This is a genomic window from Streptomyces mesophilus (genome assembly GCF_040300965.1).
Lineage (GTDB): Bacteria > Actinomycetota > Actinomycetes > Streptomycetales > Streptomycetaceae > Streptomyces > Streptomyces mesophilus_A.
In genome coordinates, this window is record NZ_JBEPEW010000176.1 from 1 (window position 1) to 15,169 (window position 15,169).

Below are 15,169 nucleotides of genomic sequence, written 5' to 3' on the forward strand. Positions count from 1 at the left end.
CCCGCGGGCGTCGCGCGAGCTGATCGTGCTCGGCGGCGACCTGCCGAGCCCGCTCGACCCGCCGCCCGGCTGTCACTTCCACACGCGCTGTCCTTTGGCCACGGACCGCTGCCGCACCGAGGCTCCCGACCTGCGGGTACTGCCGGGACCTGTGCCGCGTGAGGTGGCCTGCCATCTGGTGGGGGAGGACGGGACGGCACCGGACGCACGGTCGGCCCAGGCCACTGCCGTCTGACCGATCGGGATACGAGAACGCCCCCGCCCGGGTACGGGGCGGGGGCGTTCTCCGTTACGGCGAGGGTGCCTGCTCTCCGTGTGCGTCACGGCGAGGGCGCCTGCTCCCGTACGAGCAAAACCCGTGCCCCGGAAGCCAGTTCCGGGGCACGGGTCTTGGCGGCCTGGCTCAGACGAGCTCGAGCTGGTCTGCGACCACCCGGCCCGCGTGGATCACTGTGCGGTCCGAGCCCCGGTCCATCACGGCCGCCGACACGGTGTCGCCGTCCACGAGGATCAGATCGGCGGCGTCACCGGCGTCCACGCCCGGCCGGTCGGCCGTCGAGGTGAGGCGCTGCAACGACGGGTCGAGGATGGAGTGGCCGCCGCGGCTGGCCACCGCCCAGGCGTGCTCGATCAGTTCGTCGGCGCGGTAGCGGCTGGTGAACGCCAGCTGCCAGGTGCGGTCGAGCATGTCGCCGTTGCCGTACGGGGACCAGAAGTCCCGCTGACCGTCCTCACCGAGACCGACGCGGACGCCCGCCTTCGTCAGCTCGACGAGCGGCAGCGCGGTGAGCTGCTGGGCCGGGGCGATCGTCGCCATCGAGATGTCGAGGTCCGCGAACTCCTCGATCAGCCGGCGCGTGGTGGCCTCGTCGACCGTGCCCAGCTCGTACGCGTGGGACAGCGTGACCTTGCCCTGCATGCCGAGCGCGCGGGTGCGCTCCAGGATCAGGTCGGTGCTGAACACACCCAGGTGGCCCGGCTCGTGCAGGTGGATGTCGATGGGCGCCTGGTGCTTCTCGGCGAGCCCGAAGACGATGTCGAGGTGCTTGACCGGGTCGCGGTCGAGCGTGCAGGGGTCGATACCGCCGACCACCGCGGCGCCCGAGGCGAGCGCCTGGTCCATCAGCTCCGGCACCCCCTTCTCCAGGAGCAGACCGGCCTGCGGGAACGCGATGATCTCGAGGTCGGCGCGGTCCTTGTGCGCCTCCTTGGCGGCGAGCACACCCTCGAAGCGCTCGAGGCCGCAGTCCGCGTCGATCTGCGCGTAACTGCGGACGCGGGTGGTGCCGCGCTCGATCATCCGGCCGAGCAGCCGCGTGGTGCGGTCGGCGACCGGACCGTCCTCGCGCCAGTGCTCGCGGTCGTTCATGGTCATGCCCCATACGCCCGGCTTGCCGGTGTGCGGGCGGAACGGCAGCCCGACGCGGTTGGAGTCCAGGTGGCAGTGGACGTCCGAGAAGGTCGGCAGGGCGAGCCGGCCGCGGCCGTCGACGCTCTCGCCGGTCGCGGCGCGCGCGGGGTCGTGCGGCAGTACGGCGGCGATCCTGCCGTCCTCGAGCTCTATGTCGGAGGCCTCGCCGCCCCAGGGGCGGACGTTCCTGATGAGCATGGGTGGTGACTCCTTGCTGAGGTCGGGGGTAGTGCCGGTGCGGGGTGGTTCAGCGCGCCTTGCCCGCCAAGGACGGATCAGCGCGTCTCGTCCACGAAGGGCGGGAACGTGGCCGGGAAAAGCTCGTCGGCGTCGCGCCCCTTGAAGTCCCGTTCGCCGTACGCGGCGCGCATCTTGGCGAAGAGTTCCTGGGCCCGAACGCGCAGCGCCTCGGTGTCGACGCCGGGCAGCGCGCCGTCGACGAGGACCGGGCGGCCGTCGACCACGGAGTGGGTGGCATTGCGGGCGGTGCCGTTGAGCAGCAGGGTGCGCACCGGGTCGTCGAGCACGCCGTCGCGGATGTCGTCGAGGCGGAAGGCCACCAGGTCGGCGCGGGCGCCGGGGGCGAGCCGACCCAGGTCTTCGCGGCCGAGGGCGCGGGCGCCGCCGAGCGTCGCGGACTCGACATAGGCCTCGGCGGGCGCGGCGTCCGCGCGGCCGTCGACCACCTTGGCGAGGTGGACGCCGAGGTCCATGCCGCGGATCAGGTCCGGCGGGAAGGAGTCGGTGCCGAGGCAGAGATTGAGCCCGGCGCGGCGGTACTCGCCGAACGAGTGCAGGACATCGCCGTAGCGCAGCGAGGTCTGCGGACAGTGGATGACGGAAACGCCGGCGCGGACGAGGGTGTCCAGATCGCCGTTGTCCTCGCCGTGTACGGAGGGGTGGCGGTCGATGACGATGCCGTGCGGGATGAGCAGCTGGGTGTCGAACAGGCCGGTCCGCTCGATGAGTTCGAGCGGTGTGCATCCGTACAGGCGCCGCACGAGTTCCCGCTCGACGGTGCCCTGGAGGCAGTGCAGCCGGACCGGGACCGAGCGGCTGCGCGCGAGTGCGGCGGTGGCGCGCAACAGCTCGGGGGTCATCGTCTCGATACGGCAGGGCAGCAGGGCCGAGCGCACCAGCGGGTCGGCCAGTTCCTCGACATGGTCGAGGAATCGCTCGGCGTCCCGCAGACCGGCGCGGCCGCGCTCCTCGTCGAAGTGGAGGTCGCGCCGGCCGTCGGCGTCGACGACATTGACCGCGGACCGGTAGCTGGGCCCGAGATAGCCGCGCAGTCCGATCCGCCGCGAGGTCTCGGCCATGTCCGTGAACTCGTCGAAGCTCTCCGCCCAGGCACTGTGCACCTCGGACGCGATCGGCATGTACGTGGTGATGCCGTGCAGCGCGAGCTGGACCAGCGCGTACTCGCGGATCACGGCGCGCTCGGCACGCGTGAAGACAGCACGGCTCGTGCGGGCGTACGCCTCGGACCACTGAAGGCCCGGCCCGGTCTCGGGGGAGTGCCACGAGTCGAGAATCAGATGGTCGATGTCGGTGAGGGCGTCCAGGTCGATCAGGCCCGGCATGACCAGGCGGTCGCCGAGGTCCACGTCCTCGTCCACGGGCCCTTCCCAACCGCGGCCCACATGGACGATGGTGTCGTCCTGCCACACCACTTCGCCGTCGCGCAGCAGCGCGTGCTGCCCGTTCTGGTACGCGAGCACATGGGCGGCACGCCAGCGGGTGTGCACGAGGAGCCTCCTATGGGTAGGGCGACTTCCGGACTCTAACACTTGGGATACCAAATACTCGTCGGGCTGATTGGCCTCTGATATGGGCATTCGCCGGAATCCGGTGGGCCTTCGTGCTTGCCGACAAGTGCCGCGGTATACAAATTGTGGCCACCCACATGCCCGCAGAGCGCCGCACGGACGATCTCGGATGCGAAAATGGCGGCATGGCAACGGCTGAGGAATTCACCCCCGAGTCGGAGCGGGTCATGAACACCCTGCGCGACGAGATCATCGACGGCACGCGCGCTCCCGGCAGCAAGCTGGTCGAGCGTGAGATCGCCGCCGAGCTGGGCGTCAGCCGGCTGCCCGTACGTGATGCGCTGCGCAGTCTCGTCAGCGAAGGCCTGGTCACGCCGCGGCCCCGGACCTGGGCCGTGGTGCGCGAGTTCAGCCAGTCCGATGTCTCCGACCTCAACGAGGTGCGCTCCGCTCTGGAGACCTTGGCATTCCGCCTCGCCGCCGAGCGCCGTACCCGCGCCGGCCTGGCCAAACTCCGCGCCGATCTGGACGAGCAGCAGGCCGCGTCGGAGCGGGGCGACGGCGGCGCCGCCCGCCGCAAGGCCGCCGACTTCCATCAGACCGTCACCGAACTCGCCGACAACGCACTGCTCAGCGAGCTCGACGGGATCCTGCAGAGCAGGTTGCGCTGGCTGCTCGGCCAGCACGACGATCTCGACGTCTTCGCGCACGAGCACGAAGAGCTGTACCTGGCCATCGAGGCGCGGGACGTGCAGCGCGTCGACGAACTGGCCGCCCAGCACCTCGCGACCAGCCGCGCGAAGATCGCGGCGCATCGGCGCAACGCGACCGGCGCCGAGTAGGGGGCCTGTCAGCCGCGCTGGATCGCCGCCTCGATCTGGGCGAGTTGGGCCCCGAGGAGCTCCTCGAACGCGGCGCGGCGCTCCGCCCCGAGAGGTTGGAGATCGCGGGCGAAGTGGGCCAGGGCGGGGAAGCGTTCGGGATCGGCGCCGAGTACCGCGACGCGGAACAGCTCCATGCCCTGTTCGTGCTCTTCCGAGGTGATGGTGCTGACTCCGGCCTCGGAGGCGATCAATGACGCGATGAGGACGGCGAGCCGGTGGTAGCGCGCCGGAATCTCTTCGTCGGGCAGCCCCGACGCGCGCAGCGCCTGCAGCACCTCTTCCATCACCAGCCGTGAACCTGCGCCGCCTGACGCATACCGCCCCCAGACCGCGGCGAGTTGAGGCTGCTGCCCGAATGCCTCTCTCAGGCGCAGGGCCAGCGCGGTGATCTGCCGCTTCCAGTCGCCCTCGGCGCGATAGCCGTCCATGGACGCAAGGAGGATCCGGTCGGCGACGGCGCGCAGCAGCTCCGTCTTGCTGCGGAAGTGCCGGTAGAGGCTGGAGGAATCCGTGCCGAGCGTCGCCGCGAGCTTGCGCACGCTGAACGACTCCGCGTCGCTCGTGCGCAGCAACTCCGCTGCCGCATCAAGGATTTCCTCGGTCGACCAACGCCTGCGACCTGCCATTTCGCCCCTCTCGTCAGGCGTCAGTCTAGCCTATGCACTTGGTGTTGCACGCACCGCGTGCATAATGAGGACATGAGCGTGTCCAGCGCCACCCTGAGTCATGCGAAAGGACGCCTGTCGTGAGGAACTCACTGGATTCCGCGGCCCTTGACGCCGCCCTCGAGAACGTCCACCACGCCGGAATGCCGGGCCTGTTCGCCGAGGTGCGTGACGGCGACCAGGTCTGGCGCGGGGCCGCCGGGGTCGCCGATGTCGCCACCGGCCGTCCTGTCACCGCCGATCTGCGGCACCGGGTCGGCAGCATCACGAAGACCTTCACCGCGGCGGCGGTGCTGCAGCTGGTGGAGAGCGGTCGGATCGCGCTCGAGGCACCGATCGGCCGGTATCTTCCGGGCCTGGTTCCCGCCGAGCGCGGTGACGCGGTCACGGTCCGGATGTTGCTCAACCACACCAGCGGGTTCGCCGAGTACCTTCCGTACGCCTACCCCTCGCTCAAGGCGTTCCCCGCGCTCGCGGACACCGGCCCCGAGAGCTTCGACGACCACCGGTTCACGCGGTTCGACCGCACCGACCTGATCGAGATGGGGCTCACCGCTCCCGCCTTCGGGCCCCCGGGCGGTACGCCGGGGCTGTACTCCAACACCAACTACCTGCTCCTCACCGAACTCCTGGAGCAGGTCACGGGGACCACGGCCGAGCGGCACATCACCCGGAACGTCATTGAGCGTGCCGGCCTGAGGGACACCGCATTCCCCGACGGACCGCATGTCGACGGGCCGCACTCCAAGCTCTACGAATCGTGGTTCGGCATGGTCGACCCGCCGCGCGACTACAGCGTCTTCGACATGTCATGGGTGGGCCCCTCGGCCTCGCTGATATCGACCGTCGCGGACCTCAACCGCTTCTACGGCAAGCTGCTGGCCGGTGAGATCATCGGCCCCGACGCGCTGGCGCAGATGCAGCGCACCGTCCCGGTCGTCTCCCAGGAGGGCAAGGTGATCGACTACGGGCTCGGCCTGCACCCGATGGAGGGTCCGGGTCAGGGCGTCTTCTGGGGGCACGGCGGCACGGTCTGGGGTGGGGGAGCGCTGGCCATGACCCGTGCCGACGGCGAGCGGCAGTTGGCTCTCGCGGTGAACATGCAGCGCTGGAACAGGCTCGACTCCACCGGCACACCGCAGCCGCACCCCGTCGACGAGGCACTCGCGACGCTGTACCGCGTGGCGATGGGCGGCTGACCGGGACCGGTGCCCCTATGCGGTCGTCGGTCAGTAGGGGGCCGGTTCGTTCCGCCTCGCCCACTCCTTCTCGGCGTCGGAACCTTCCGGAGGCGGCACGATGCCGTTGATCATCCAAAGTTCCCTGCTGGTCTCGTCGGCGTGGAACTCCCAGTGCAGCCCTGGGTGTCGGTCCAGATGAGGCTCCAGCATGCCCTTGATCCACTGGGCGGTCCGATGGCGGCTCTCCTGGTCGGGGTTGCGCCGGGCGATGTGGTCGATGGCGACGCGGATCCCGACCGGTGTCGGCTCCCCGCCGACGTAGAAGTCCTCGGGCCGGGTTTCGTGGAACAGCGTGACCACGTAGAACCGGGGCAGCCCCGCCTTCTCGTAGTGATCGGTGATACGGGAGGCCAGTCGATGCTTGTCGTTGTCGGTGAAGATCCCGGGGGTGTGGTGAATGGTCCACAGCGGCATGGCAGTTCGGCACTCCTCCACCTGAGTAACGGCATCGTTAGTGAGATAGAATCACCGCGCTGCTGGGTAACGCAAGCGTTAGTGAAAAGGCCGGGGTGGCAATGGAGTTCGAGGATCGACTGCGTGACCGGGGCGCCTGGTCGATCGGTGACGGGTGCTCGGCGGAGCGAGTACTGGACCTGCTGAGCACCAAGACAGTGTTCCTGGTCGTCCGCGAATGCTTCTACGGCACCACCAGGTTCGAGGACTTCGTGTCGCGGATCGGGACCTCCGCCCCGGCGGTGTCACGGGCGCTCAAGCAGCTGGAATCCGCACGGATCGTCGCGCGCGTCCCCTACCGGGAGCCGGGCAGGCGGGCTCGCGACGAGTACCGCTTGACTCCGGCCGGCGAGGACCTGCTGCCCGTGTTCCTGTCCTTGATGCAGTGGGGCGACACGTACCTGCAGGACGGCCGCCCTCCCCTGTCGTTCGTCGAGACCGGTACCGGTCGTGCCGTGAGCGTCCGTGTGACCGCCGATCCGGCGCCGGAGACGGCGTCCGACGCCATTGAGATCCGCCTGAATCCCGCGCGGCGGCGCGACTAGCGCCTTCGGGTGGCGTCCGCCGCCGGCCGTGACTGTCGACTACTGGCCGACATACTCGATCCCGCCCGCCACCTCGGCCCGGATCTCCGTGCCCACGCGGCGCGCAAGGAGGTCGTCCAGGCGCTCGAGCGGGCCGATCAGGGTGCGGCCGCCGGCCTCGGCGACACGCACAGCGGCGTCCACCTTCGGCTTCATCGAGCCCTCGGCGAAGGCCAGTCGGGCCAGGCCCTCGGGGGATGCGGCCAGGATGTCGCGCTGCTCGGGCGTGCCCCAGTTCTCGCTGACGAAGTCGCCGTCGGTGAGCATGATCAGCATGTCGGCGTCCAGGTCCGCCGCGAGCGTGGCACTGGCCGCGTCCTTGTCGACCACCGCCTGCATGCCGATCTGCCGGCCCTTGGAGTCGGTGCGCACCGGCACACCGCCGCCGCCGACGCAGACCACCAGCGTGCCGCTGTCGAGCAGGCGGCTGACCAGCGGGGCCTGCATGATGCGGATCGGCTCGGGGGACGGGACCACGCGGCGGAACGCCCCGCCGTCCTTCGCGATGGTCCAGCGGTACTCGGCGGCGGCCTCCGCCGCGTCCTGTGCCGAGTAGGTCGGGCCGATCAGCTTCGTCGGACGCTCGAAGGCCGGGTCGGCCTCGTCGACCTCGGTCGTGGTGATCACGGCGGCGACCTCGCGCTCGCCGACGAGCGCGTTGGACAGCTCCTGCTGGATCACATAGCCGATCATGCCCTGGGTCTCGGCTCCCAGGATGTCCAGCGGGTATGCGGCCACATCCTGGTATGCCAAATTCTGCAGCGCGAGCAGACCCACCTGCGGGCCGTTCCCGTGGGTGATGACGACCTCGTGCTCGCGGGCGAGTCCGGCCAGTGCCTGGCAGGCTCCCCGCACGTTGGAGCGGAGATGGTCGGCGGTCATCGGCTCGCCGCGACGGGCCAGCGCGTTTCCTCCGAGGGCGACGACGATGCGCATGTGATGTCCCTTGCTTTGTCTGCTTGGTGCTTGCGTTCGCTGATCGGACGTCGAATGGTATACCAATATGGATGACGTCGACGGGACCGGGAGAGGAGCCGCGGATGACCCCTGAGGAGTCGATACCCCGCACGGTCGGCCCGGTCGACCTGACCGTGGACGGCGGTGACGCCGTGCTCCTTCGCCGCCTGCGCACCGTCGCCGGCCGGGGCCTCGTCCACTCGGTTTTCACGCGGGTCGTGAACGTCCTCACCCCGCAGGACGCCCTGATCGCACTCGCCGCCCGGGACGCCGGCCACGCGCCTCGCACGCTGACCGCCGATGTGGCGGACTGGAGCGGGCGGGGGATCGAAGAGGGGCAGTCCGTGACGTTCACGCCGGGCGCCCTGATTCTGGAAGTGCCGTACCGCCCCCTGAGGTTGACCCTCAAGGGCGCCCGATCATGGCGCCCCGAGCTGCCGACTCTCGCGCACCTCACCCGGCCCGAACTCGCTGTTGCCGCCGCGCACTTGGCTCAGCTGAACGAGGAGCACGGCCCCCTCGGCGGCATGCTCGGCCCCACGCCTGACGCAGGTCCGATGGACCTCGCGGTCGCCACGGCACTCGCCGAAGGCCGTACGCGCCTCATCGCCGCAGTCCGCGACGGGGACCCGGACGTCACCCGGGCGGCGATCCTCGCCCTCCTGGGCCTCGGCCCCGGACTCACCCCCGCGGGCGACGACTTCCTCACCGGCGTGGCCCTGCTCGCCGCACTGCCCGGCAGCGCGCAGACCGTCTTCCTCCCCGTACTCGGGGAGGTCCTGGCCGCACACCCCGGGCGCACCACCGATGTCTCGCTCGCCACCCTGCGCGAAGCGGCCGACGGCCGGGCGCGCGGCGAACTCCTCGACGTACTGCGGCTGTTGGCCGACCGAGCCGACCCGCAGCAGCTAGCCGCTCCTGTCCGCAAGGTGCTGGCCATCGGCCACACCTCGGGCAGCGACACCCTGTCCGGCCTGATCGCCGGGCTCCACCTGGAAGAAGAACTGCGAGGTTCGCTGTGAGCACCACAGCAGTCGTACGGAAGAACACGTACTTCGACTCCGTGTCCCTGATGTCCGTCTCCACCAAGGCCAACGGCCTTGACGGGGTCGAGCAGGCGTTCACCGCCATGGGCACCGAGATGAACAAGGGGGTCCTGGACAATCTGGGCCTGCTCACCGACGAGCTGCGTGCAGCCGGCAGCGGTGACCTCATGATCGTCCTCGTCGCCGCGGACGGCGCCGACACCGACGCGCTGCTCGCCGAGGTCGAAGATCTCCTGCACCGCAAGGCACCCGCATCCGCCGGCGCCGGAGCGGTCACCTACCGCACCATCCCGAGCGCCGCGGCGGGCGTCGAAGGCGCCAACCTCGCCGTGATCGCCGTCAACGGCGCCTACGCCGCGCGCGAGGCCCGCAAGGCCCTCGAAAACGGGCTCCACGTCATGCTGTTCAGCGACAACGTGGCCGTCGAGGACGAGGTGGCCCTCAAGGAACTCGCCCACGACAAGGGCCTGTTCATGATGGGCCCGGACTGCGGCACCGCCATCATCAACAATGTCGCGCTCTGCTTCGGAAACAAGGTGCGCCCCGGTTCCGTCGGCATCGTCGCCGCATCCGGCACCGGCTCGCAGGAGGTCAGCGTCCGCGTCCACGCCCTCGGCGGCGGTGTCTCGCAGCTGATCGGCACCGGCGGCCGCGACCTCAGCGAGGAGGTCGGCGGCATCATGATGACCGACGGCATCCGCGCGCTCGCCGCCGATCCGGCCACCGACGTCATCGTGCTCGTCTCCAAGCCGCCGGCCGCCTCCGTGGAGAAGAAGGTCCTCGCCGAAGTGGCCGCCGCGGGCAAGCCCGTGGTCGTCTACTTCATCGGCGGCTCCGAGGAAGCGGTCACCGCCGCGGGCGGTCACTTCGCCTCCGGCAGCCTCGACGCCGCCCGCCAGGCCGTGCGCCTCGCCGGCATCGAGGCGTCCGACCTCAAGGAGTTCGACGCCGGGCAGGCCGCCGCCGAGGTCGTTTCCCGCCTCGCCGAAGGCCAGCGCTACGTCCGGGGCCTGTTCTGCGGCGGCACTCTCTGCGACGAGACGATGTACGCGGTCCGCGACGCCGGACTCGAGGTCTGGAGCAACATCCAGAAGGACCCCGCATACCGCCTCACCGCCGCCGCGGACAGCAAGGGCCACACCTTCCTCGACTTCGGCGACGACGAGTTCACCAACGGCCGCCCGCACCCGATGATCGACCCCACGCCCCGCCTGGAGCGGCTGGTCGCCGAGGCGCGCGATCCCGAAGTCGCCGCCGTCGTCATGGACTTCGTGCTCGGCTTCGGCTCCCACGAGGACCCGGTCGGCACCACGCTGCCCGCCATCGAGGAGGCCCAGCACATCGCCCGCGAGGCCGGCCGCCACCTGGAGATCGTCGCGTACGTCCTCGGCACCGACCTGGACACCCCGTCGGTCGCCGCCCAGACCGCGGCCCTGGAGGCGGCCGGCGTGACCGTCACCCGCAGCAGCACCGAGACGGGCCAGTTCGCCCGTGAGATCGCACGGAAGGCCGAGCAGGCATGAGCACCACTCCCGAAGCCACCGCACCCGAAGCGACGGCCTCCGCAGCCACCCCCGAACTCACCCCCGCCGCCGCCCTGTTCGCCGGCGATCTGAACGTAGTCAACGTCGGCCTCGCCATGTTCGATACGGACATCAGCGCGCAGGGCGCCCAGGTCACCACCCTCGACTGGACCCCGCCCGGCGGGGGCGACGCCGCGGCCGCCCGCGCCCTCGACGTCCTGGAGCGCCCCGAGCTCGCCGCGAGGATCGACGCCGCCAACGCCGAGGCCGTCGAGCGGATCATGTCGGCCCGCCCGATGCTCACCGGCTTCGCCCGCGCCCTCGACGTGGTGCCCGGCATGACGCCGACCACGATCCTGCACTCGGGCCCGCCCATCACCTGGGACCGGATGAACGGCCCGATGAAGGGCGCAGTCACCGGCGCGATCGTCTTCGAGGGCCTCGCCAAGGATCTGGAGGAGGCCGCCGAGGTGGCCGCGTCCGGCCGAATCACCTTCAAGCCCTGCCATGAGGCGGACGCGGTCGGCTCGATGGCCGGAGTCACCTCCGCGTCGATGTACGTGCACATCGTCAGGAACGAAACGCACGGCAACACCGCGTACACCAACCTGTCCGAGCAGATGGCCAAGATCCTGCGGATGGGCGCCAACGACCAGAGCGTCATCGACCGCCTCGTATGGATGCGGGACGTCTTCGGTCCGATGCTCAAGGAAGCCGTCGAGTTCACGGGTCCCATCGACCTGCGGCTGCTGCTCTCGCAGGCGCTCCACATGGGCGACGAATGCCACAACCGCAACGGCGCCGGCACCCTGCTGCTCTTCCAGGCCTTGGCGCCCGGTCTGCTGCAGTCGTCGTTCACGACCGAGCAGAAGAAGGAGGTCTTCGACTTCGTCGCGTCCTCGGACTACTTCTCCGGCCCTACGTGGATGGCGATGGCCAAGGCCGCCCTCGACGCCGCCAACGGGGTCGAGAACTCCACCGTCCTGACCACGATGGCCCGCAACGGAGTCGAGTTCGGCATCCGCGTCGCGGGCCTGCCCGGCCAGTGGTTCACGGGTCCCGCGCAGCAGGTCGTCGGCCCGATGTTCGCCGGCTACAAGCCCGAGGACTCGGGCCTCGACATCGGCGACAGCGCCATCACCGAGACGTACGGCTTCGGCGGTTTCGCGATGTCGGCGGCGCCCGCGATCGTCGCCCTCGTGGGCGGCACCGTGGCCGAAGCCATGCAGTACACGCGGGACATGGGCGAGATCACCACGGCCGACAACGCCAACGTCACCATCCCGGCCCTCGACTTCCAGGGTCTGCCCACCGGCATCGACGTCCGCAAGGTCATCGACACCGGGATCCTGCCGATCATCAACACGGCCATCGCGCACAAGGACGCCGGCATCGGCATGATCGGCGCGGGCATCACGCACCCGCCGGCCGAGGCCTTCACCAAGGCGGTCACCGCGCTCGCCGACGCCCTCGCGTAAGCCGCGAGCGCCGACCAGGAAGCCCTTCGCAGACACCATGAACACTCAACACTCCGCCGCGGATCCCGACACCTCCGCGGCCCGGGAACTCGACCCCGAGTACGAGCACTCCCCGGTACCGGCCGAGAGCCGGAAGTCGCTGTTGACGGTCTCGGCCGTCTGGTTCGGATTCCCCATGATCCTGACCAATGCCGTGCCCGGCGGCGTGGTCGTCGCCATGCTGGGATTCTGGCGCGGCCTCGCCGCCATCGCGGTGGCGAACCTCGTGATGCTCCTTTACGTGGGCATCCTCAGCCACCGCGCGGGCAAGACCGGCGAGTCCTTCTCGCTCCAGGCCACCCGCACCTTCGGCCGCGCCGGATACGTGGTCGCCTCGGCGTTCCTCGCGACGGTCGTGGTCGGCTGGTTCGCGTTCAACACCGGAGCGACCGGCGCCACGCTGCACCAGGCGTTCGGCTGGCATGAGCAACTGGTCGCGGTCCTGGCCGGATTGGGCTTCATAGCCCTGACCTACCTCGGCATCAAGGCCCTGTCCTGGCTCGGTGCCGTGGCAGCGCCCCTGTTCGTGATCGCGGGCGCCATCGCGCTCGTGATCGTCGCCCGCGACCACGATCTCGGCGCCGTCTTCTCGTACGACGGTGTCGGCGGCAACGCCACGCTCACCTTCGGTGCCGCGGTGTCGATGATGATGGCGACCTTCGCCGACTCGGGCACCATGACCGCCGACTTCACCCGCTGGTCGAGGAACGGCCGCCAGGCCGTACTCGCCACGGTCAGCGCCTTCCCGGTGGCCAGCGTCATCGCGCAGGTCACCGGTGGTGTGGTGGTCGCGGCCGGAGCGGTGGCGGCACCGGCCACCGCGGGCGGTGACTTCCTCCCCATCCTCACGGGCGAGAACGCGCCGCTGCTCAATGTGCTGGCCGCTGTCTTCGTCTTCGTCAACCTCGGCTCGGTGTGCAGCCACTGCCTCTACAACGGTGCGCTCGGCTGGTCCCACCTCACCGGCCGCACCATGCGCATGATGACGCTGGTACTCGGCGTCATCGGCACACTCGCCGCACTCGCGGGCGTCTGGAACCACTTCCTCGACTGGCTGGTCATCCTCAGCGTCTTCGTCCCACCGCTCGGTGGTGTCCTGATCGCCGACCAGTTCTTCGCACGGGGTGGTCGCACGGCCATGGACGACCGTCCGACCATGGCGGTCAGGCCCACGGCGTTCGTGGCCTGGGCGATCGGTGCGGCGGCCGCGGGGATCGCCCACTGGTGGGCGCCCCAGCTGTCGGATGCGATCACCGGGCTTGTGGTCGCGGTGGCGGCGTACGCGCTGTTGGAGCGGGTCGGTCCCCGCACGGCCTGACGACCGGCAGCACCACCTCGACGCGCCCCTGCCCACCCCCGGGCAGGGGCGCGTCGTCGTAGCCTCGGGCTCATGGACGAGCTGTTCCGGCGCCCGCGCCGCACCATCGCACCCGGCGCCGTACACCTCCCGGACTGGCTGGACCTTGCCGAGCAGCGCACGCTCCTCGACCAGTGCCGCGCCTGGGCCCGCCCACCCGCCGGGCTCCGCGAGGTCAGCACCCCGGGCGGCGGCCGGATGTCGGTCCGTCAGTTCGGTCTCGGCTGGCACTGGTTCCCGTACGGATATGCGCGCACGGCCGTGGACGGCGACGGCGCGCCGGTCAAGCCGATGCCCACGGCGCTCGTGGAGCTGGGACGACGCACAGCGGCAGCGGCCCTGGGCGAGGAGTGCGCAGCGGCCCCGTACGACATCGCCCTGATCAACTTCTACGACGCGGACGCCCGTATGGGCATGCACCGCGACCAGGACGAGAAGTCCCTTGATCCCGTAGTGTCGGTCAGTCTCGGCGACACCTGCGTCTTCAGGTTCGGCAACGGCGAGACACGGACCAAGCCTTATACGGATGTGGAGCTGCGCAGCGGGGACGCGTTCGTGTTCGGCGGGGAGTCACGGCTCAACTATCACGGGGTGCCGCGGGTGCAGGCGGGAACCGCCCCCGCGGAACTGGGGCTTGTGGGGCGGCTCAACATCACCTTGCGGGTGAGCGGCCTGGAGTAGAGGGACTGACGGGGGAGGGTGTCGGTGAACGACGCGCGCTTGGGTGGACTGGCCGTCAATCCCGCCGCGCCGGCGGAGGTGCTGCTGAAGCTGCTGGCGCCTGAGTACGAGGACACCTGGTCCGCGCTTGCCGGCCGGCGCGCTTCGTTCCCCGGGGAAGTGGCGGCGGCGATCGTCGCGCACCCGGACGTGCGTGTGCGCAAGGCGCTGGCCCGCAATCCGTATGTGGACCCCGAGGTGCGCGGGCTGCTCGTGGACGATCCCGAGTGGATCGTCCAGGCGTGGCTCGCGGGCCGCCCGGACCGGAACCGGCCGGCGCGGCCCCTGCCCGACCGGGTGATCGACCGGATGCTCACGACGTATGACAACGACTGCCTGTCCGAGCTGTTTTCCTCGCGCCAGATCCCGTTTCGTGTCCAGCTCTCCTTTGCCCGGCATCCCCTGGCCGCCGTCCGCCGGTACGCCCTGAACGTGTGGGGTTCGCTGAGCGAGGCGGAGCAGGCGGCGCTGCTCGACGACCCGGACCCCGATCTTCGCGCGGCCGCGCAGAACACGGTTCGACGCCGGCGTGACGAGGACGACGAGGCGGTGACGGAACGCGAGCTCGGGCCGCTGCCTCCGCCGCGCAACCACTGGACCACGCACCTCCTGGTGAACTGCCGTCTGCCCAGAACCGTCGTCGACTGGATGATGGACCAGCCCGACCGCGACTCCGCCTGGGCCCTGGCGCACAACTACAGCACCCCGCCGGACGTGGTCGCCTCGCTCATGAAGCACCCCGACCCCGACGTACGCCTGCAACTGGCCTGCCGCGACGACCTTCCACCCACCCTGGTGCAGATCCTCGCGCGCGACCCCGACCCGCGGGTGCGCACCGAGGTGTCCTTGCGGCCCGAACTGAGCGAGGACGAACGGGCGGCGATCGACTACGTCGTGGAGCCCGACCGGTACACGGGCGTCCCGTGGGAGCCCCATGCCTGTGCACCATGCAGATCGTGATGAGCGTGATGATGGCCACGTTCATGTTCATGATGGTGCCGCGCGCCGAGGTCTGCGCCGAGCGGATCTCCGAGGTGCTCGA

15 protein-coding genes are annotated in these 15,169 nt (G+C 70.2%); 10 read left to right on the forward strand and 5 right to left on the reverse strand.

The features are described 5' to 3' along the window. A partial coding sequence (locus tag ABT367_RS36330; RefSeq protein WP_352257558.1) for an oligopeptide/dipeptide ABC transporter ATP-binding protein occupies positions 1-235 on the forward strand: 235 nt, incomplete at its 5' end. 168 nt (positions 236-403) lie between these two features. Here ABT367_RS36330 and ABT367_RS36335 read toward each other — a convergent pair. Further along, positions 404-1,609, reverse strand: a complete 1,206-nt coding sequence (locus ABT367_RS36335) for an amidohydrolase family protein (protein WP_352257559.1) — start codon at positions 1,607-1,609, stop codon at positions 404-406. Positions 1,610-1,686: 77 nt separating this feature from the next. Further along, complete coding sequence (locus ABT367_RS36340; protein WP_352257560.1) at positions 1,687-3,159, reverse strand: chlorohydrolase family protein; 1,473 nt, start codon at positions 3,157-3,159, stop codon at positions 1,687-1,689. A gap of 206 nt (positions 3,160-3,365) precedes the next feature. Between ABT367_RS36340 and ABT367_RS36345 the strand changes: the two genes are divergently transcribed. Next, complete coding sequence (locus ABT367_RS36345) at positions 3,366-4,022, forward strand: GntR family transcriptional regulator (protein WP_352257561.1); 657 nt, start codon at positions 3,366-3,368, stop codon at positions 4,020-4,022. An 8-nt stretch (positions 4,023-4,030) separates the two neighbouring features. On the opposite strand, the gene ABT367_RS36350 is transcribed toward ABT367_RS36345, so the two are convergent. Beyond that, positions 4,031-4,690: a TetR/AcrR family transcriptional regulator gene (locus tag ABT367_RS36350; protein WP_352257562.1), complete on the reverse strand. Its 660-nt coding sequence runs from the start codon at positions 4,688-4,690 to the stop codon at positions 4,031-4,033. Between the two features lie 119 nt (positions 4,691-4,809). Here ABT367_RS36350 and ABT367_RS36355 point away from each other — a divergent pair, with 119 nt between their 5' ends. Beyond that, positions 4,810-5,928 carry a serine hydrolase domain-containing protein gene (locus ABT367_RS36355; protein WP_352257563.1) on the forward strand — a complete coding sequence of 373 codons (1,119 nt, stop codon included), beginning with the start codon at positions 4,810-4,812 and terminating at the stop codon, positions 5,926-5,928. Between the two features lie 30 nt (positions 5,929-5,958). Here ABT367_RS36355 and ABT367_RS36360 read toward each other — a convergent pair whose 3' ends face one another. Then, positions 5,959-6,384, reverse strand: coding sequence for a tautomerase family protein (locus ABT367_RS36360; RefSeq protein ID WP_352257564.1), 426 nt, complete (start codon positions 6,382-6,384; stop codon positions 5,959-5,961). Positions 6,385-6,485: 101 nt separating this feature from the next. Here ABT367_RS36360 and ABT367_RS36365 point away from each other — a divergent pair, with 101 nt between their 5' ends. Next, positions 6,486-6,968, forward strand: coding sequence for a winged helix-turn-helix transcriptional regulator (locus ABT367_RS36365; RefSeq protein ID WP_352257565.1), 483 nt, complete (start codon positions 6,486-6,488; stop codon positions 6,966-6,968). Between the two features lie 39 nt (positions 6,969-7,007). Here the strand turns inward: ABT367_RS36365 and ABT367_RS36370 are convergent, their stop codons facing one another. After that, positions 7,008-7,943, reverse strand: a complete 936-nt coding sequence (locus ABT367_RS36370; RefSeq protein WP_352257566.1) for a carbamate kinase — start codon at positions 7,941-7,943, stop codon at positions 7,008-7,010. A gap of 104 nt (positions 7,944-8,047) precedes the next feature. Between ABT367_RS36370 and ABT367_RS36375 the strand changes: the two genes are divergently transcribed. From ABT367_RS36375 to ABT367_RS36400, 6 genes are all read left to right on the forward strand, one after another. Next, on the forward strand, positions 8,048-8,986 hold the full coding sequence (locus ABT367_RS36375) for a DUF2877 domain-containing protein (protein ID WP_352257567.1): 939 nt from the start codon (positions 8,048-8,050) through the stop codon (positions 8,984-8,986). Continuing rightward, on the forward strand, positions 8,983-10,533 hold the full coding sequence (fdrA, locus tag ABT367_RS36380) for an acyl-CoA synthetase FdrA (protein WP_352257568.1): 1,551 nt from the start codon (positions 8,983-8,985) through the stop codon (positions 10,531-10,533). Before ABT367_RS36375 ends, fdrA begins: the two co-directional genes overlap by 4 nt. Next, positions 10,530-12,011: a DUF1116 domain-containing protein gene (locus tag ABT367_RS36385; RefSeq protein WP_352257569.1), complete on the forward strand. Its 1,482-nt coding sequence runs from the start codon at positions 10,530-10,532 to the stop codon at positions 12,009-12,011. The genes fdrA and ABT367_RS36385 overlap by 4 nt, the downstream gene beginning before the upstream one ends. 37 nt (positions 12,012-12,048) lie before the next feature. Then, positions 12,049-13,368 (forward strand): cytosine permease, encoded by a 1,320-nt coding sequence (locus ABT367_RS36390; RefSeq protein WP_352257570.1) that lies wholly within the window; start codon positions 12,049-12,051, stop codon positions 13,366-13,368. 72 nt (positions 13,369-13,440) lie between these two features. Beyond that, positions 13,441-14,088, forward strand: coding sequence for an alpha-ketoglutarate-dependent dioxygenase AlkB family protein (locus ABT367_RS36395; RefSeq protein WP_352257571.1), 648 nt, complete (start codon positions 13,441-13,443; stop codon positions 14,086-14,088). Between the two features lie 195 nt (positions 14,089-14,283). Then, complete coding sequence (locus ABT367_RS36400) at positions 14,284-15,087, forward strand: hypothetical protein (protein ID WP_352257572.1); 804 nt, start codon at positions 14,284-14,286, stop codon at positions 15,085-15,087. Positions 15,088-15,169: the final 82 nt, after the last annotated feature.